The sequence below is a fragment of the Adlercreutzia sp. CNCM I-6215 genome, assembly GCF_977072315.1.
In genome coordinates, this window is sequence record NZ_CDRVMA010000002.1 from 250,592 (window position 1) to 268,068 (window position 17,477).

Consider the following 17,477-nt stretch of genomic DNA (forward strand, 5'->3'; position numbering starts at 1 on the left):
TATTCATCGTGCGTCAATTTGCGCACCACAATGACCGCACTGGGCAATGGCGCCGCGAGGAATGCTGTTCTTTGCACCACAGCTCGGGCACTCGACAACAACCATCTCCGGCGTAGCGTGTTGTTGGTAAGCCACTGCCTGAGGCCCCGGAACCTGACGATTACCGGCCGGGGCAGCCACAGACCCTGCCATCGCCGAAACGACACGGTTATTCTGTTCGTCAATGGCGGTATTCGTCGCCATCCCTCTTTTGATCATCAGCTTCAAGTTCCTTTTGACCACTTCTGTCGTCGTTCCCTCTGCAGAGGCAATCTCGGAAATCGATCCGGACGGGCTGTGAGCCAGAAGTGTTGAATAGCTTCGGTACGCCTTCACGAGTTGGCCCCATTCAATTCCGCGAACCAAAAGATAGGCGCCAAGAAACAACATTCCTACCGTACTGAAAACAGCTTGAGAGCTGTACAAATGGCCTTGGCCCAAAGAACTAAGTGCTCCCAGCACGAACAACACGCCGAGAACAATCTCCACCTTGGTTGCCGTCTCTCCTTTAACTCTCTCCTGTCCCATGCATCTTTCCTTTCTTCCGTCGTTCTGAATCAGAACGACCCCTTTCTGCTGAAAGCCTCTTCCGCTCGACGTTGTTGAGTAAGGCACGCAATCTGATTGAGCTCCCTTTCGGCTGCCGAAACGTCATGTATGCGTATCGCTTGATGCGCCCTCTCTATGGCATCATCGATTTCGCCATCAAGCGGTAAGACGATCGAGCTATCGCCAAAACGAAGACCATCTGCGACCCTCATGGCAAAGTCTGAAAGCTCACCATTCTTGCAAGAAGCGCTCATCGCTCTCAAGCGCGCAACCCGCTGATCCATTGATCGTACGGTAGCTTTGAGCGAAGTATTTGAGACCCTAAAGAATTTCAGGGCGTAACGCACCGCCACTACGAGCACGGAGAAGACAATGATTCCAATCATGAGCGCTGCCATCACGCTGTTAGCGACCATCGGAGCCAGCCTCCTCGGAGTTCTCTGTCCCCGGCACACCATCAGAAGCGACAGCATGTCCGCATTGTCCGCAGAACTTCATTGATGCTGCAAGAGGCGCGCCGCATTCCGTGCAGAAGCCTGCGCCTTCGGCGGCAGCCCCCGGAGCGGGCTTCGCCATATCCCAACCACAGCTTCCGCAGAACTTCTGCCCAGAGGGAACCGCACTTCCGCACGAGGGGCACGTCCGCGAAGAACCAGAGACATTCAAATTGCGGGCAGCATCTGCGAAAGCGCCGCCGACCCCGCCGCCCATGCCGATTCCCATCCCAAGGCCCAATCCTGCGCCCATGAGGTCTGATGCGGTAGAGCCTGGATTGGTAGCCGCTCCTTCCAGCGTATCGAACGAGCGTTCCTGCACGTAGGTGTATCCGAGCAGCTCCATCTCGGCTCTTTTAGCCAATGCCTGCTTCAACGTTACAACGGCCGGATCGTCTTCCGGCACGCTGATGTCGTTGACGAAGAAATTGGTGAGACTGATGCCGTATTCAGCCATGACGGGCTCAATGCGTTCCTGAAGGTAGTCCGACAACTCGTCAAGGTAGCGATTGATCTCGAGGATGCCTATTTTGCGCTCGATGATGTAAGTAGAAATCGCATCCTTGACGCGAGCTACGTACACGCCGCGAAAGTACCGCATAATATCGTTCTTGGTGAACGAGGGTAACGTGCCCACAAGCTTCACCAAGAAGCGCTTCGCGTCATCTATCTGAATACCGAAAACGCCGTGAGACCTTACGGGGACGAACACTCCGAACACAGGGTCCTGAATCTGGATAGGCGAAGGCGTGCCCCATTTGACATCGAGGTTGAACTGCTTGCTGACGAACCAAACCTCTGCGCTGAATGGCGACTGACCGCCAAAGGGCAGATTGATGATCGTTTCCAAGAAAGGGATGTTGTTCGTGCTGAGGGTGTGGCGCCCGGCCTCAAAGACATCGAGAGCTTGGCCGCCCTTGAACAGAATGGCTTGCTGCGATTCGTTCACGATGAGCTGGGTCCAAGTTCCCAGCTCGCTGTCGGGGTACTTCCAGGCGAAAACGTCAGGATTGCCGTCGTACTTGACGACCGAGACGATGGCCATGCGGCCTCCTTATTTCCTCGTCAGTCTCTCCATAAGCTTGTGGCTTCATATTTGAAGTCGGTTCGTTAATGGTAGCACATATGCTTTCCCCATGAACATCGAGCAGAAAAGACAGGCCCTGGGAAAGCGCATCCGTGCCGTGCGCGAGGAGCAGGGGCTTTCCCAGAGCCAGCTGGCCCTCATGATCGGCAGCAGCAAGTCCCACATCTGGCGCATCGAGACCGGACGGGTCGGCGTGGGCATCGATGATTTGGGCCGCATCGCCGACGCTTTGGGCTCACCCGTGCGCGACCTGCTGACCTTCTAGCCACGCTACGAGAAGAGCTCGACCTCTCGCGCAGCTTGAGCCATCCTCTCGAAAAGCGCTCCATCAACAACACTTTCGCCATCGGGGTCGATGAGCGTTGCAATCCCCTTGTCCTCGAAGGCGTTTTGCAGATACCCCGCCACCGTCTCGAAAAACTCCACCATGGTAGCCCACCCCTCGCCATCGAACTCCGCGGCTTCCGGCACGGGGTAGCCGCACGAGCGGCAGACGAAATCGACGAGGAACACCACCTGGTTTTCGGAAATGGAAGGCTGCGCATCGCCTCCGACGCCACCTTCGATCATCGCCGAAAGCTCCAAGGCCATCGACTTCAGCCACACGAGAAACACCGCGGACTGCAGAAAGCCCGGTGTCGCCTCTCCGCCCACCTCTCCGGCAAACTCGGCCTCTTCGCTGCCGTCCTCGAAGAGCGTCCAGATACCCAGCAAATCGAGATCGTCAACTTCGAAGAAATAGGTGCAGAACCACGCCCTCAGCCGCTGCACCGTAGATTCTATATGGGCGAAGGGATCCTCATCGTCGCCTCCCAAAAAGTCGACGATGATCGCCCCCAACTCATCCCACAGCTGTTCCAGACCCGCATCGTCCATGGACTCCCATCGGACAGCTTTGCCGGCATAGGCGGGCGAGCTCCGCACAAGCTCAGCGAACGCGTCTACCTCGGAGGTGCCAAAGGCCAACGTTTCGAAAAGATCGTCACCAACGATCTCGGCATAGCGCGCGAACAAAATGAGGTGCTGCAGGTAGCGCTCCTGAGCGCGCAATTCCTCGATGCGGTCCGCCAGAGCATCCGTCAGACTCCTCTCCCCGTCGAGAATCGGGGGCATGTCCTTGAGCTCGAACCCGTAGGAGCCCAGCACTACGATCTGCTTGAGCCGATCGATGTCCTCGGGGCTGTAGAGCTTGCGGTTGTTGGCCACACCCTCCCCCGAGCGCTCCGGGCACAGAAGGCCCTTTTCGTCGTAATGCTGGAGCGCCCTTGTCGTCACGCCCGTCAGCTTCGCCACTTGGCCCGCCGTCATGGGCCACTCATAGTTCTCGCGTATCAGATCGTTGCTCGTCTGCATCTTCGATTTGCGCGGCATACCCTTCGCCCTTCGTCTCTTCCGCCAGACTTCCGCCGCACAGCATAAACCTCAACCCGACGTTGAGGTCAAGAGATTTCTTTCCCCCTACCGCGCGCCCTTGAGGCGGCGCTGGTAGGCGCGGACGATCTGCGAGAGGGTGAAGCAGACGACGAAGTAGATGAGGGCCATCAGCCCGAAGATGGCGAAGATCTGCACCGTGGAGTTGTAGCTGTTCATGAGAATCATGCCGCGGCCCATCAGCTCCTGCAGGGCCATGGCGCCCCACAGATACGACGTGTCCTTGATAGTGGTCACGAACTGCGAGAGCAGCGCCGGCACCATGTTGCGCAGGGCCTGGGGCAGGATGATGTACAGGTACATCTGTGGTGCCGAGAACCCCTGGGAGCGGGCGGCCTCGTACTGGCCCGCCGGCACGCTGGCCAAACCGCCGCGGACGATCTCGGCCACCGAGGCCGCGGTGAACAGCGTGAAGGCGAGCACCGCCGCGGGCAGGGGCGGCAGCTGGGCCACGAAGAACGTGAACATGATCCACAAAAGCAGCGGCGTGTTCTTGAACAGCTCCACATAGGCGATGGAAATGCCGCGCAGCACGCGGGAGGACGACCCGCGCATGATGGAAATGACGGCGCCGAGCACGATAGAGCAGGCGATGGCCAGCGCCGAGATAATGAGGGTGAGCCCGAGCCCTTCCAAAAGGAAGCGGATGTTCGTCCAGGTGAGCAAAGCGGCGATGTCGCTCATTTCCGGCCTCCTCTCCGGCCCTTGCCCCTGCGACGGCCACCGGTGCGACCCATGGCGCCGCGCACGCGGGCGAGCCCTCGGCGGTTCCGCGGCGTGCGGGGCGCCACCGTGCGGCGGTCGGGCCACGCCGGGGCGTCGATGCCGTAAAGTTCCGCGTACGTGAGGTAGCGGCCCTTGTCCACCACCGGGGGCACCAAGGTGCTCGTGCCTTCCACCATGGTCGTCACGCCTGCGGCCATGGCCTGGGCGGCCGCATGCCCGGTGATGTCGTGGGTGCCCGGCGTCACTTCCACGGCATCGGCCGCAAGCTCCTCGGTGGCGTCGCCGGTGGCCACATGGCGATGGGTGCCCATGCGCCTCTCCAGGTACACGGCGGCCCGGGAAAGCGGGAAGCAGATGGCGAAGTACAGCACGGCGGCGGCCACGTAGGCCGGCCCGTAGTAGCTCGTGTCGCCGGCGAAGGAGTTCGCGAAGTACATGAGCTCGCCGCCGGCGATGAGCGCGAGCACGGAGGTGTTCTTCACAAGGTTGGCGGCCTGCACGGCCAAAGGCGGCAGGATGATGCGCATGGCCTGGGGCAGGATGATGAGCGTCATGGTCTGCACGGGAGAGAACCCCTGGCTTTTAGCCGCCTCGAACTGACCGCGGTGCACCGAGCCGATTCCGCTGCGCACCACCTCTGACATGTAGCCACCGTGATAGGCGCCGATAGCGATGACGCCGATCCAGAACGAGGCGATGGTAAGCCCCAGCAGCGGGAACACGGCGTAGAGCACGAACACCTGCAGAAGCAGCGGGATGTTCTGCACCGTCTCCACGTAGACACGCGTGAGGGCGCGCAGGATGCGGAAGCGCGACACCGCGAACACACCGAAGACGAAGCCTAAAACGAGCGCGATAACGAGGGCCAGAGCCGAGATGGCCGCGGTCATGCCGAAGGCGGCCAGGATGTCGGGCCAGCGCGCAAAGAGCGCCTCCCACTTGTAGGGCGCGAAGATCTCCGTCATCGGGACGCGCCCCCTTCCGCGGCCGCCCCATCGTCGGCCGGATCCCCCTCCCCCAGGCCCGTGCCGCCGGCTTCCTGCTCGGCTTCCACGTCCGCCTCCGTGACCAGCGACAGGCCCCAGCGCTCCTTCAGCGCCCTAAGCGTTCCGTCGGCCTCCATGGCCGCGATGGCCTCATCGACGGGCCCCGAATACTCGCCGTCCTTCTTCGTGGCCACGCCGTACTCCTGGGGCGCGAACTGCGTCGGCAGCAAGTAGGTGCTGTCGTCCTGGTAGCCCAAAAGAATGGAGCTGTCCACGGAAAAGGCGTCCACGCGCCCGGCCACAAGCGCGATCTTGATCTCGGGATAGGTGGCGTACTCGGCGAACTTCAGCGTGATGCCCGCCTCGGCGGCGGCCGCCCCCAGCTTGTCCTTGGTGGTGGCCGACAGCGCCACGCCCACGGTCTTGCCGTCAAGGCCCGCCAAATCGGTGATGCCCGACTTCTTCAGCACGAGCACACCGATATGGTCGATATAGTAGGGCCGCGAGAAATCGTAGGTCTTCTTGCGCGCATCGGTAATGGTGAAGGTGGCGAGCGTCGCATCCAGCGTGCCGTTGTCCAGCATCGCCCCGCGGGTGGTCACGTTCACGCCCACAATCTCCAGCGCGTTGGGATCGCCCTTGATCCGCGCGGCGAGCTCGCGGGCCACGTCCACCTCGAGCCCCTCCACGCTTCCCGTCTCGGGGTTCTGGAACCCGAAGCCGGGCACGTCGATCTTCGTGCCGATGCGCAGCACGTCGCCCGCAGGCGCGCAGCCGGAAAGCGGCAGCACCGCGCCACCCAAAGCCGCGCCCGCCACGGTAGCGCCGGCCAACCGCACAAAGCCGCGCCGCGTGAGATACGTCCCGCGCATCCCAGTCATCCCGTTCACCCCAACCGTTTTGCCCGTCACGTTCATCGCGCACCCCCTCACAGTATCTTGGAGAGAAACGCCTGCACGCGCTCGTTGGAATCGGGACCGAAGAGGTAGGCCGGCGTGCCCTCGTCGACCACGAGCCCGTTCTCCATGAACACCACTTTGTCGGCGGCGTCGCGTGCGAGCCCCATCTCATGGGTGACCATGACGATGGTCATGTTCGTCTCGGCCAGCGACTTGATGACGTCGAGCACTTCGTTGACCATCTCCGGGTCAAGGGCGCTCGTGGGCTCGTCCAAAAGCATGATCTTCGGGTGCATGTTCAGCGCGCGGGCGATGGCCACGCGCTGCTGCTGGCCGCCGGAGAGCTGGTCGGGGTACTTGTCCAGCTTGCTCGTGAGTCCCACGCGCTCCAAGTAGGCGCGCCCCGCCTCTTCGGCCTCGGCCTTCGGTACCTTCAGCACCTTGGTGGGCGCGAAGGTGACGTTTTCCAACACGGTCTTATGGGGATAGAGGTTGTAGCCCTGAAACACCATGGCCACCTCGCTGGCCAGCTTGCGCGTGTTCACCTTCTTGGCCATCATGTCGATGCCGTTGACGGTAAGCTCGCCGGAATCGGGGCGCTCAAGGCCGTTGATGGAACGGATGAGCACGCTTTTGCCCGAGCCGGACGGCCCGATGACGACGACCTTCTCGCCTTCTGCCACGTCCAGCGAGACGCCCTTGAGCGCCTCCACTTTCCCGAAGTTCTTCTTAAGATCCTTGGCGGATATCAGTGGCTCCATGCTCCCACGCTCCCATCCGGACCGTCATCTCGAACAGTTACGGGGAATTCTAACGTTCTGTCAATTAGTCGTGGTTTCGCTGGCACTACGGGTTTTTCACAGCTTATTGACGGCGCGGGTGGAAGGAGGCGCAGCAACGTCGACCGGGAAGCGGTGGCGGCGCAGCGACGCCGATCAGGAAGCGGTGGGCGCTGTCTTTGCTGCCGCCTTCGCCTCCTCGGCATCCTCGCGAGCGAGCACGGCCTGCATGGCGGCGATGGCGCACTCCATCTGGGCGTCGTCGGGCTCGTGGGTGGTGAGGTACTGCATCTGCATGCCGGGCCACAGAATTACCTTCACGAGCGGGTTGTCCGGATGACTGCCGGCCCACTTCACCGTGATCTCGTAGGAGATGCCGGCGATAACGGGCATGAGCACGATGCGGGCCACGATGACCAGCACGAGCTTCGGCATCCCGTCGGGCACCCCGAAGCCGGATATGATGGCGTTTAAAGGGAAGATGGTGTACACGAGGATAGCGATGACCATGACCATGATGAGGAAGGCGGTGCCGCAGCGCACGTGCAGGCGCGGGAACTGGCGGGCGTTGTCGGGGGTCATGGGAAGGCCGTGCTCGAAGCAGTGGATGGCCTTGTGCTCGGCGCCGTGGTACATGAACATGCGCTTGATGTCCTCCATGCGGCCGATGAGCCAGATGTAGAAGACGAACACGGCCACGCGCAGAAGGCCGTCCACGATGTTCCAGGCCAGCGTGTGGTCGTCATACTCCCCCACGATGAGGTTCGTGATGGCCGCCGGCGCCACAATGAACAGCACCACGCCCAGCACGAGTCCCACGATCATGGAGATCATCATCTCGCGGTGGCCGAACTCCTCTTCTTCCTCGCGCGTCTCGGCATCTTCGGTCAGAGTCGTTTCGTAGTCCACGGCCTCGGCCGAAGCCTCTGCAGCGGCCTTCTGCTCGCCCTCCTCGTCGCCGAAGGCGTGCAAGGCGGCGATCTCCAGGGCCTTGAACCCCAGCATGAGCGACTCCACGAGCGCCCGGCAGCCGCGCACGAGCGGCCAGTACATCCAGCCGTTCTTGTCCTTGCCGCTCGTGAGGTCGTGCTCCTCCACGTAGATGGCGCCGTCCGGCTCGCGCACGGCCACGGCCCAGTTGTACTTGCCGCGCATCATGACGCCCTCGATGAGGGCCTGGCCGCCCACGTGGGTTTTTATGGCCCCGTCCTCAGAGAACGCGCGGGACAGATCGCTCTTCTGCTTGGTCATACCGTCGTCCTAAGCCTAAAGCTGCGAGCGATCGACGCGCGGATAGGGGTTTCCGCAGGTCATCTTGCCCTCGGGGCAGGTGCCGTGGATGCAGGGCGCCCCGGCGTCGGCGAAGATGTACGGAGCCGTCGGACGGGCAAGCTCCAGCATCTTCCACGCCATCTCGCGGATCTCCCACTGGGCGCGGTTGCAGCAGCGCAGTTCGAAGAAGTGCAGAAGCTCGCGCACGTTCATGGTGATGACGATCTTCGTCTCGCAGGCGTTGGGCAGAAGATAGCGCGCGTCCTCGGCGGGAATGCCGGCCGCGACGAGCGCCCGGTAGGCCTCGGCCACGGCAGCAGCGGCCTCGTCGAACAGGCGATTGCACTCGGGGTCGGCGGCCACGGTGGCGGGCTTCACCATGGGAATCTCGCCCTTGAACTTCACGTAGCGCTGGGACTGCTGGTTGAAGCTGGCGATGCGATGGCGCACCAGCTGGTGGGTGAGCGCACGGGAAACGCCGTCGACGGCGAAGGTGTAGCTGGCGTGCTCGAGGGTGGAGAAGTGCCCCGAGCCCATGATGGTGGAGAGCACGCTCTTCACCCGCTCGGGCGGCATGGTCTCCATCAGCTCGCTCGCGCCCACCGGCGCATAGCACAGCCGCGCCGCCGTGGCGATGGCGCGCTCGGGGTCGGGCGTATGGTACAGAAGCTCTACCTGCATAACGTCTCCTCGCATCTCGATTTCGTTCCAGAGAAGTATAATGGCTGAACGACCGACGACACGGCTTGGAGGCCCCATGCACGACGAATTTACACCCTTGCTCACCGCAACGGATTGGAACGAGGAGTGGAAAGAGCTCCAGAAGGTGCGGCGCCATGCCGATGACGCGGCGTTCTGGGACAAGCGCTCCGCCACCTTCACCACCAAGGACGCCCCGAACCTCTATGTGGAGAAGTTCTTGGAATACGCGGAGATTCGCCCCGGCGAAACGGTGTTCGACATGGGATGCGGCACCGGAGCCCTGGCCGTGCCGCTCGGCGAGGCGGGGCACAAGGTAGTGGCCGCCGACTTCTCCCAGGGCATGCTGGATCAGATGCAGGCGCGGCTCGACGCAGCCGGCGTGCGCACCGTCTTCCCCAAGCGTATGAGCTGGGAGGACGATTGGCCGGCCTTCGGCGTGCGCGAGGGCATGACCGATGTGGCCATCGCCTCGCGCTCCATCGCCACGGCCGATTTGCGCGATGCCCTTTTGCGCCTGACGGAAGTGGCGCGCCGGCGGGTGTGCATCACGCTGGCCACCGGCTCCTCCCCCCGCGTCGACGAGCGCATCCTGGCCGCCGTGGGGCTGCCCTCGGTGCTCGGACGCGACTACCTGTACGCGTTCAATATCTTGGCCAATGAGGGGATCAAAGCAGAGGTGCGCTACATCGACAGCACCCGCGACGATACATTCGCCACCCCCGAGGACGCCTACGAGAAGCTAGCCACCATGATCGACGACTCCGCGGCCGTGCGCGCTTCCGACGAGGAGCGCGAGCAGGCGCGCGCCAACTTGCGGGAATGGCTCGCCGCGAATCTCGTTCCCAACGAGACCGCCGGCGCTCCCGGCCGCAAGGGCGTCATCCAACTCGCCTGGCGCCTTGCCGAGCCTCGCATCGTCACCTGGGCCTTCCTCGCCTGGAATACCCACTAGCAGCAAAAAGGGCCCGGGATTGCTCCCGGGCCCTTGGCGTCATGTCAGTTTCTAAAAGTTAGATACGTTCCACGTTGCTCGCCTGCAGCTTGCCGTTCTGGCCCTCGGTCACCTCGAAGGTAACGGCGTCGCCCTCGTTGAGGGTCTTGAAGCCCGACATCTTGATCTCGGAGAAGTGGACGAAGAGATCCTCGCCGTCATTCTGGGAGATGAAGCCGTAGCCCTTCTCGGGGTTGAACCACTTGACAGTGCCTTCCGCCATGATACTTTCCTCTTTCCTCCCGCTCGTCTGACGAGCGGGTATAGCAATACGGGCGCGAAGCCCAGCTCCCTTTTGGGAGCGCGCTATAACTATACGCTAACTTCGGCCAATTTCCTCGGGGAATTTACGCTTCTCCATCACTTGCGGTCATAAGCGCCTCCAGGGCCTCGTCGCTGACGGGGTCGGATCCCAACTCGTGCCCGAAGGCGGCAGCGACGGCGCGACCCTGGGCACGCCGGAGCTCGGCCATATCCGCACGTCCCGCCTCACCGTGGTAGCGGCCGGAGAGCATGAGGCTGCGGGCGATGTACTCCGTAAGGTGCGGGTCGACCCCCGACACCTGCAGCACCGATGCCAGCGATTCGGGCGCGAGGGAGAGCAGCGCCTCGCCATCCAGATCGGTGGCATCGCCCAGGGCCATATCGAGGGCCCGGGCGGCTCCGTCCGGATCCTCCTCGCCGGCCGCCCGTTCCATCGAGCGCCGAATGGCCCCCAGAAGCTGCGCGATGATGCGCATCAGATAGTCTTGCTCGAACATCGCTGTTCCTCCAATCCCTCCGTAGGGGCAGACCTTGGTCTGCCCTCCCGACAGCGTCAACGCCGCGGAAAGGGGCGGCCAAGGTCGCCCCCTACGGAAACGACGACAGTCGAAATTGCCTCAGCTACGGCTAGCATCCCTCCGGCGGCACGAGGCCCAAATGCTCCCAAGCGCCGGCGGTGGCCTGACGGCCCTTAGGGGTGCGCATCATGAGGCCCTGTTGCATGAGGAAGGGCTCGTACACATCCTCCACCGTGTCGGGATCCTCCGCCAGCGCCGACGCCAGCGTGGTCAGGCCCACCGGACGGCCGCCGAACTGCACGCAAAGCACTTCCAAAAGGCGGTTGTCCACAGCGTCGAGCCCCAGATGATCCACCTCGAAGAACGTGAGCGCCTCGGCGGCCACGTCCTCGGTAATGGCACCGTCGCCGCGCACCTGGGCCCAGTCGCGCACGCGCTTCAGCAGGCGGTTGGCCAGACGCGGAGTGCCCCGGGAACGGCGGGCAATCTCAAGCGCACCCTCCTCGTCGATGGCAACGTTCAGAATGGAAGCCGAGCGGCACACGATGAGCGAGAGCTCCTCGGGCGTGTAGTACTGCAGGCGGAAGGCCACGCCGAAGCGGTCGCGCAGAGGACCGGTGAGCAGGCCCGTGCGCGTCGTGGCGCCGATGAGCGTGAAGCGCGGCAGATCGAGCCGGATGGAGCGGGCCGCCGGGCCCTTGCCCACAACGATATCCAGCACGAAATCCTCTAGCGCCGGGTACAGCACCTCTTCCACCATGCGGTTCAGGCGATGGATCTCGTCGATGAACAGCACATCGCCCTCTTCGAGGTTGGTGAGAATGGCCGCCAAGTCCCCTGTGCGGGCGATAGCCGGCCCCGAGGTGGTACGGATGGAGGCGCCAAGCTCGTTGGCCACCACCGTGGCGAGCGTGGTCTTGCCCAACCCCGGAGGGCCCGAGAACAAAATATGATCCGCCGGCTCGCCGCGCCCCTGGGCCGCCGCGATCATGATGCCGAGGGATTCCTTCACCTTCGTCTGGCCCAGATAGTCGTCGAGCCTTTTGGGGCGCAGGGAGAAATCCAGCTCCAGATCGTCCTCGGTGAGCGTCGGGGCCACCGCGCGCTCGCGCCCCGGCGCCGACGCCGAGCCCTGCGCGCCAGCGCCGTCCCGCGCGGCCTCGAACACCATGCCCTCTATGTCCAGATCGAATGCCATGACTTCCTATCGACTTCCCAAACGTTTCAGGGCATATTGTAGCAGCGCGCCCTCGCCCGCGCCCTCGGGGGCCCCCTTCAGGGCCACTTCGGCCTCGGCGGAGGTGAAGCCCATGGAAAGCAGCGCCTCGGTAGCCCCCTGCGCCGCCGCGCTGCTCGCGGACTCGGCAGCGCCCTGGCTGAACAGCGACTCCATGCCGGCATCCAGCGTGCCCTTGAGTTCCAAGATGATGCGCTCGGCAGTCTTCTTCCCCACGCCGGGGATGTGGGACACCCGCGCGATGTCCTGGGAGGCGATAGCATCGGCAAGCTCGGCCGGCGAGAAGGTGGAAAGGGCCGCCAGGGCCATCTTCGGCCCCACTTTCGACACGCCGATGAGCTTTTCGAACAGCACCTTCTCTTCCTCAGAGAGGAAGCCGAACAGCGCGATACCGTTCTCCGTCACGGACAGGTACGTGAGCACGCGGGCCGTATCGCCCACGGCCAGCTTGCCCAAGTCGCCACCGGGCATGGCCACTGCATAGCCCACGCCGGCGACATCGATATAGGCCGTCTGCGGGGGCAGCACCGCCGCTACCGTTCCGCTCAGAAATGCAATCATGCGAGCCTTCCGTTCTCGTGAGTCGTATAGCAAATGGCCGCCGCCAGCGCATCGGCAGCATGGTCGGGCTCGGGAGGCTGGTCAAGCGAAAGCAAATGGCGAACCATGTACTGCACCTGATCCTTCTCGGCCGATCCCTCTCCCACCACGGCGAGCTTTATCTGGCGCGGGGTGTACTCACCCACGGCAAGGCCGCCCTCGGCGCAGGCCACGAGCGCCGCCCCGCGGGCTTGGCCCGTGGCGAAGGCGGCCGTGACGTTCTGCCCGAACCAGACCGTCTCGATGCCGACGCATTCCGGACGGAAGCGCTCGACCACCGCGCCGATCTGGTGGTGGATCTTCATGAGGCGCTCGGCCAGCGGACGGGACGCCGGCGTGGCCACGCAGCCGTAGGCCACGCACGCAAGATGCGGCCCGCACTGCTCGATGACCCCCCAGCCCGTATGGGCGAGCCCGGGATCGATCCCCATCACGATGCGCGTCCTGCCAGCCAAAAGATAAGCCCCACTTTCCAAATTCGAGTGGGGCTCATTTTAGAACATCTGTTTGTGAAAAGCAAGTGAAATTACGGGCGCTGGCACGGTTGAACACCTTGCAGCCGCTGCCGGACAATTGCACCACCCCTGCGACGCCCAACCAACATACTCATGTTGTACGCGCCAGCCGGGAGCCATAAGAAAGCACTACAGATGCGGTTGTCGGAGACAGACGACCCCGAATGCCGCATTCATGCAAGAGCCTTCGATGACCATGGCAAACTTCAATGCGTCCAAGCGGCCATCTAACCTAAAAAGACGCCGAGCATGGAGTCAGACGACCGCTTCGAAAGTCCCTTCCACCTGTATACCACATGGGCATGAGAGGCTAGATGGTTTGACGGTTTATATGCAGAAGCCGGGAACCACGCCGTAGGAGGTGTCAGCGGGCCAGTCGTCATCGGGGACGGCACCAGAAACCACGAACTGGAAGCCGCTCGGATTGGCCGGACGCGGGGAGCGTGCCCACCAGCAAATCTCAGAACCCTGGAAATTTTTCTCCAAGACCTCATTGGGTCTCGAGGGATCAGCCGTATCGCGAAACAGCTTGTACTCGACTCCCTCGGCGTTAAGCACCTCGTTATAGACACCATTATCACCTCTGTACCACTCGATCGCGCCGTCGAGCTCCGCGACTGAGAACAGCCACAGCGAATCAGAAGTCGCCGTCACCGCCGAGACGTCCTGCGTCTCGCCCACATTATTGGTGAGCTTGTCCACCGGCACGATTGCGGCATCGAGATCCTCGGGCAGCTGGGCACGCCAGTCACCGTTGAGGTAGGCGCGCATTTGCGAAGCTTCCCAGCCACCGGCGTTGGTTTTGCTCGAGTTCATGGAACCCTTACCGATAGCATCGCCGAACACAAAGGTTATTCCGGCCTTGCCACCCTCGGTTTTGTTGTCGTGGGCAAAGCCGACAATCTGGACGGTGGTCTGAGTGCCATCGCTCAGAGTCACCGACTTCACCTGGGTTCCGTCGAGTCGGCCGTCGGGGGTGCAGAGCTCGTACTGCTTGGCAACCTCAATAGCTGCATCTTCGTCTTCTGCGGCGGCGATCTCGGCAGAGATCCGCGACAACTCATCCCAAGAGTAGCTCTCCAGCGCCGATACCGCAGGCTCCGTCTCCGGAGCCTGCGCCTCCTGCTCAGATTCCGCGGGCGTTCCGGCCACGTCCTGCTCCGGCGCCTCCTCGGCGGCTTCAGGAGCAGGCGCTTCGGCACCCGCCGGCGCTTCCTCCGTCGCGCATCCGGCCAATGCCAGGAGGGTCGCCATGGCGATCGCCGCAGTTACACACGCGAGTCTCGGCAAAGCCTCCTCGATCCTCTTCGCAAATTCCATCCTAATCATGCGTATCGCTCCTTCATACAACATTGCCATTACGTCGTTTCGTCAGACGGCTCTGACGCCTCTTCCGTTTCGCACTCTCCTCTGCGATTGCCCACCTCCTCTCTCTCGCTGATGACCAGAAAAACGACCAAGGCAGCCAGCACGAACGCCGGGAATGACAGGCTGCTAGCCCATAGCCGGTCAACGGTAAAGCACTGATCAGAAGTACATGAGAAAAAAGCCCATGCCGCCAAGACGACGAAAGCGGCAACAACGGCGCAGGTTCTGCGCCGTTCGCGTGCTTGGACTTTGCCGCGAGAGAGGGGACGTCCCCTCTCGTAAGGGCACGGCGCGTCGAAGTAGTGGTATATGCTCGCGAAAGGCCACTTCCACACGTTCGCGGCCCAATCCTTCATCCTCCGCCAACGGCCGTCGCGGCTGCCCCGCTCGCTGTCGCGCAGGCGGCACGCGGCGCAGTCGGCGAACCGCTCGTAGCGCGCCGCCAGATCCAGCTCCTTGGCCATGACATCGGATACATATCCCGGGGCATCCGCATCGAACACGTCCGCAGGAAGAACGGTTCCCGTCTGAGGGGCACCGCGACCAAGCAGGGCAGCTCGACACGCATCCACGAGCAGCGCCGCGCGGAGGTAAAGCGACTTCGACCGGCCGCCGGCCAAGTGCTCGCGCAGCTTGGCTGCCTGCTCTTCGTTGGTTCCCGTGGAAACCGAATCTCGCATCGCGTGCGAGGGTGCCCCTGCGCGGTCGTCGCGCACGCCGCAGCACGGCGAGCCATCGTGGGGGCTCAGAAAGTTGATGAACGGAGCCGCCGCGCCAAGGCGCGCGACACATTCCCGGTGCAACTCGATCCAGCGCGCCCGATCGGCAGCCGAAAGACGACCACCAGGCTTTGCGCAGAGCGCCTCGGTCTCGGCAACAAGCCGCAGAAGAGCGCTGGAGAGCTTCTCGATATGGTACGACTCTTTCTCGAAGCGCATCCGTCCCGTAGCAGCTGAGCGTTCGTAGCGATAAGCTCGCCGATCGGCGCGGTGCTGGAACATCGAGAGAATGATCTGGGTCGCAATATAGACGATAAAGGCAAATGCCACGGCACCGGGCAGGTTGTCTCCGATGACATCGGAGAAGAATTCGAGGAGACCGCTCATGAGATCGCCCGTCTCGGAACGGCTTGGGCCTGTGCACGCGCAGGTGCCTCGTCGCGTTTTTCTATTCGGCTGTATCTACTTGATTGCCACGGGAACGCGTCCCGCCGGAATGCTGCGTTAGCACGCGAGGGCTCGGGCCGACTTAGCGGTGATACCCCCCAGGCAAGTGTATGTGCGCTTCGTTAACAGCATTTCGGCAAGTTTAGCACAGGTTGGCGACACCACCAGGTTTTTTTCGCGGAAGGATCCACGCAGCGAAAATGCGACGCCGAACGCCACCAACATTCTTGCAACGCTCTACCGCTAATCTCCGATTGTATGTATAATGGCAATATGACAGCAATGTTCGACATATCATTCGAATGGGATCCGGCAAAGGCCTCCTCGAACGAGACCAAGCACGGGGTCACGTTCGAGGAGGCGTCATCGGTATTCTCCGACAGCTACGCCCGCATCATCGACGACCCCGACCATTCCGATTACGAAGAGCGCTTCATCATTCTGGGAATGAGCAGAAGGGCCCGCATGCTGACCGTCTGCCATTGCTACCGGCAGGACGACAGCGTCATCCGGATCATCTCAGCGCGCAAAGCGACGAAGACAGAGGAAAGAGCTTACTGGAGGTATTGCCATGAGAGCTGAGTACGATTTCGCCGACTCCAAGCCCAACCCTTACGCGAGGAGGCTGCGCCGCCCCGTCACCATGCGCATCGACGTGGAGGCCATCGACTACTTCAAGGAAGAGGCCGCCCGCACGGGCATCCCCTACCAAAACCTGATAAACCTCTACCTGGTGCAGTGCGCCGAGGAGAAGAAGGTTCTTGCGTTCGCCTAAGGGCGTGCCACAGTTTACGTCGCACTAGATTCAGGCAGCCAAACACAAAGTCGTCCCGAAGAACAGTTGACCTTCGGGACGACACTTTGGCGATTCGTTATCCGAGAGGTGTTTACGGGCGCTGGCCCATGCCGCCTTCCAACGTCAGGGTCTCGCCGCTCATGAACTTGAAGTCGGGGCTGGCAAGCTGCACCACGACGCGACCGATCTCGGTCTCCACATTGCCGTAGTGGCCCATGGGGGGCATGTGCACGTTGGCCGTGAAGGCGTCGGGATAAGCTTCCTGGAAGTTCTCCAGAGCGGCCGTCCAGGCCAGCGGGCACACCACGTTCACGTTGATGCCGTCGGGGCCCCATTCGGTGGCGGCCACGCGGCTCATGCCGCGGATGCCCTCCTTGGCGGCGGCGTAGGCGCACTGGCCGAAGTTGCCGAAGAGGCCTGCACCGGAGGCGAAGTTGATGACCGAGCCCTTGGTCTCCTTCAGGTAGGGATAGCACGCCTGCATGTAGTAGAAGGTGGCGTACAGACCCGAGTAGATGGCCAGGTCGAACTGGTCGGTGGTGTGGTCGGCCAGCGTCACGCCGGAAGCGGAGGCCTGGGCGTTGTTCACCAGCACGTCGATGCGGCCGAACTTCTCGATGGCCTGGTCGATGACGTTCTGCACCACGGCCTGGTTGTCGGCCCCGGCATTCACGTCGGCGGCCACGCAAAGCACCTGGATGCCGTATTCGGCCTCCAGCTTCTCCTTGGCCGTCTCCAGCTTCTTCACGTTGCGGCCGGTGATGACCAGGTTCGCGCCCTCCTTGGCGTAGGCGGTGGCGATGCCGTAGCCGATGGAACCGGCGGATCCGTCCTTGAGCGCCGCGAACCCAGCGCCGGTGATGATGGCGGTCTTACCTTCGAGAAAACCCATGGAGCCTCCCTTTTCGTCCTGCGCGGGGCTCCCTCGCTGCTGCACAAAGAGCCTATCGCGCGCTTACCTAAGCTTCACCCTATCAGATTTCCTCGCGACTATGTTTCCAGAATGTTGCGCGGCCCCGTTACGTCCCCGAAAGGCAAAAGGCGCCGAGCCCTGCGGC

The 17,477-nt window shown here is 62.6% G+C and carries 22 protein-coding genes; 4 read left to right on the top strand and 18 right to left on the bottom strand.

The genetic code is table 11. The annotated features are described in order from the left end of the window. Nucleotides 1-3: 3 nt before the first annotated feature. From ACW4LP_RS02750 to ACW4LP_RS02760, 3 genes are read right to left on the bottom strand one after another with little or no spacing between them, the layout of a single operon-like run. Entirely contained in the window at nt 4-567 is a 564-nt protein-coding gene (locus ACW4LP_RS02750) for a zinc ribbon domain-containing protein (RefSeq protein WP_114540369.1), read from the bottom strand. Between the two features lie 29 nt (nt 568-596). Further along, a complete protein-coding gene (locus ACW4LP_RS02755; protein WP_114540370.1) occupies nt 597-1,004 on the bottom strand; it encodes a hypothetical protein in 408 nt (135 codons plus the stop codon). Further along, complete coding sequence (locus tag ACW4LP_RS02760; RefSeq protein WP_415979600.1) at nt 994-2,127, bottom strand: SPFH domain-containing protein; 1,134 nt, start codon at nt 2,125-2,127, stop codon at nt 994-996. The genes ACW4LP_RS02755 and ACW4LP_RS02760 overlap by 11 nt, the downstream gene beginning before the upstream one ends. Nucleotides 2,128-2,218: 91 nt before the next feature. Between ACW4LP_RS02760 and ACW4LP_RS02765 the strand changes: the two genes are divergently transcribed. Further along, complete coding sequence (locus ACW4LP_RS02765; protein WP_022740231.1) at nt 2,219-2,434, top strand: helix-turn-helix domain-containing protein; 216 nt, start codon at nt 2,219-2,221, stop codon at nt 2,432-2,434. Nucleotides 2,435-2,439: 5 nt separating this feature from the next. Here the strand turns inward: ACW4LP_RS02765 and ACW4LP_RS02770 are convergent, their stop codons facing one another. From ACW4LP_RS02770 to thyX, 7 genes are all read right to left on the bottom strand, one after another. Further along, a complete protein-coding gene (locus tag ACW4LP_RS02770; protein ID WP_415979601.1) occupies nt 2,440-3,540 on the bottom strand; it encodes a MerR family transcriptional regulator in 1,101 nt (366 codons plus the stop codon). Between the two features lie 87 nt (nt 3,541-3,627). Continuing rightward, nucleotides 3,628-4,284, bottom strand: coding sequence for an amino acid ABC transporter permease (locus ACW4LP_RS02775; RefSeq protein ID WP_412668422.1), 657 nt, complete (start codon nt 4,282-4,284; stop codon nt 3,628-3,630). Next, nucleotides 4,281-5,291 (bottom strand): amino acid ABC transporter permease, encoded by a 1,011-nt coding sequence (locus tag ACW4LP_RS02780; RefSeq protein ID WP_415979602.1) that lies wholly within the window; start codon nt 5,289-5,291, stop codon nt 4,281-4,283. The genes ACW4LP_RS02775 and ACW4LP_RS02780 overlap by 4 nt, the downstream gene beginning before the upstream one ends. Next, a complete protein-coding gene (locus ACW4LP_RS02785) occupies nt 5,288-6,229 on the bottom strand; it encodes a transporter substrate-binding domain-containing protein (RefSeq protein WP_455803451.1) in 942 nt (313 codons plus the stop codon). The genes ACW4LP_RS02780 and ACW4LP_RS02785 overlap by 4 nt, the downstream gene beginning before the upstream one ends. 11 nt (nt 6,230-6,240) lie before the next feature. Further along, nucleotides 6,241-6,972, bottom strand: a complete 732-nt coding sequence (locus tag ACW4LP_RS02790; RefSeq protein WP_157012960.1) for an amino acid ABC transporter ATP-binding protein — start codon at nt 6,970-6,972, stop codon at nt 6,241-6,243. A 174-nt stretch (nt 6,973-7,146) separates the two neighbouring features. After that, nucleotides 7,147-8,241: a DUF1385 domain-containing protein gene (locus ACW4LP_RS02795; RefSeq protein WP_415979604.1), complete on the bottom strand. Its 1,095-nt coding sequence runs from the start codon at nt 8,239-8,241 to the stop codon at nt 7,147-7,149. Between the two features lie 15 nt (nt 8,242-8,256). Then, nucleotides 8,257-8,943 (bottom strand): FAD-dependent thymidylate synthase, encoded by a 687-nt coding sequence (gene thyX, locus ACW4LP_RS02800; protein ID WP_412323064.1) that lies wholly within the window; start codon nt 8,941-8,943, stop codon nt 8,257-8,259. Nucleotides 8,944-9,019: 76 nt separating this feature from the next. On the opposite strand from thyX, the gene ACW4LP_RS02805 reads away from it, so the two are divergent. After that, a complete protein-coding gene (locus ACW4LP_RS02805; RefSeq protein WP_455803452.1) occupies nt 9,020-9,916 on the top strand; it encodes a class I SAM-dependent methyltransferase in 897 nt (298 codons plus the stop codon). 58 nt (nt 9,917-9,974) lie between these two features. On the opposite strand, the gene ACW4LP_RS02810 is transcribed toward ACW4LP_RS02805, so the two are convergent. The 7 genes from ACW4LP_RS02810 to ACW4LP_RS02840 form a co-directional block, all read right to left on the bottom strand. Then, entirely contained in the window at nt 9,975-10,178 is a 204-nt protein-coding gene (locus ACW4LP_RS02810; protein ID WP_022740240.1) for a cold-shock protein, read from the bottom strand. Nucleotides 10,179-10,302: 124 nt separating this feature from the next. Continuing rightward, complete coding sequence (locus ACW4LP_RS02815) at nt 10,303-10,716, bottom strand: hypothetical protein (protein WP_022740241.1); 414 nt, start codon at nt 10,714-10,716, stop codon at nt 10,303-10,305. Between the two features lie 130 nt (nt 10,717-10,846). Then, nucleotides 10,847-11,935, bottom strand: a complete 1,089-nt coding sequence (gene ruvB, locus ACW4LP_RS02820) for a Holliday junction branch migration DNA helicase RuvB (RefSeq protein WP_278981777.1) — start codon at nt 11,933-11,935, stop codon at nt 10,847-10,849. A 6-nt stretch (nt 11,936-11,941) separates the two neighbouring features. Next, entirely contained in the window at nt 11,942-12,535 is a 594-nt protein-coding gene (gene ruvA / locus ACW4LP_RS02825; RefSeq protein ID WP_278981775.1) for a Holliday junction branch migration protein RuvA, read from the bottom strand. Beyond that, on the bottom strand, nt 12,532-13,005 hold the full coding sequence (ruvC, locus tag ACW4LP_RS02830; protein ID WP_278981787.1) for a crossover junction endodeoxyribonuclease RuvC: 474 nt from the start codon (nt 13,003-13,005) through the stop codon (nt 12,532-12,534). Before ruvC ends, ruvA begins: the two co-directional genes overlap by 4 nt. A gap of 411 nt (nt 13,006-13,416) precedes the next feature. After that, on the bottom strand, nt 13,417-14,418 hold the full coding sequence (locus tag ACW4LP_RS02835) for a DUF6273 domain-containing protein (RefSeq protein WP_278981773.1): 1,002 nt from the start codon (nt 14,416-14,418) through the stop codon (nt 13,417-13,419). Between the two features lie 29 nt (nt 14,419-14,447). Next, nucleotides 14,448-15,563: a hypothetical protein gene (locus ACW4LP_RS02840; RefSeq protein WP_278981771.1), complete on the bottom strand. Its 1,116-nt coding sequence runs from the start codon at nt 15,561-15,563 to the stop codon at nt 14,448-14,450. A gap of 342 nt (nt 15,564-15,905) precedes the next feature. Here ACW4LP_RS02840 and ACW4LP_RS02845 point away from each other — a divergent pair, with 342 nt between their 5' ends. Both ACW4LP_RS02845 and ACW4LP_RS02850 read left to right on the top strand, forming a co-directional pair. Beyond that, entirely contained in the window at nt 15,906-16,205 is a 300-nt protein-coding gene (locus tag ACW4LP_RS02845; RefSeq protein ID WP_331883799.1) for a BrnT family toxin, read from the top strand. Beyond that, the gene (locus tag ACW4LP_RS02850; protein ID WP_278981767.1) at nt 16,195-16,398 is read left to right on the top strand and encodes an antitoxin; all 204 of its coding nucleotides are present in this window, start codon (nt 16,195-16,197) and stop codon (nt 16,396-16,398) included. The genes ACW4LP_RS02845 and ACW4LP_RS02850 overlap by 11 nt, the downstream gene beginning before the upstream one ends. A gap of 112 nt (nt 16,399-16,510) precedes the next feature. On the opposite strand, the gene ACW4LP_RS02855 is transcribed toward ACW4LP_RS02850, so the two are convergent. Continuing rightward, on the bottom strand, nt 16,511-17,311 hold the full coding sequence (locus ACW4LP_RS02855) for an SDR family NAD(P)-dependent oxidoreductase (protein ID WP_022740245.1): 801 nt from the start codon (nt 17,309-17,311) through the stop codon (nt 16,511-16,513). Nucleotides 17,312-17,477: the final 166 nt, after the last annotated feature.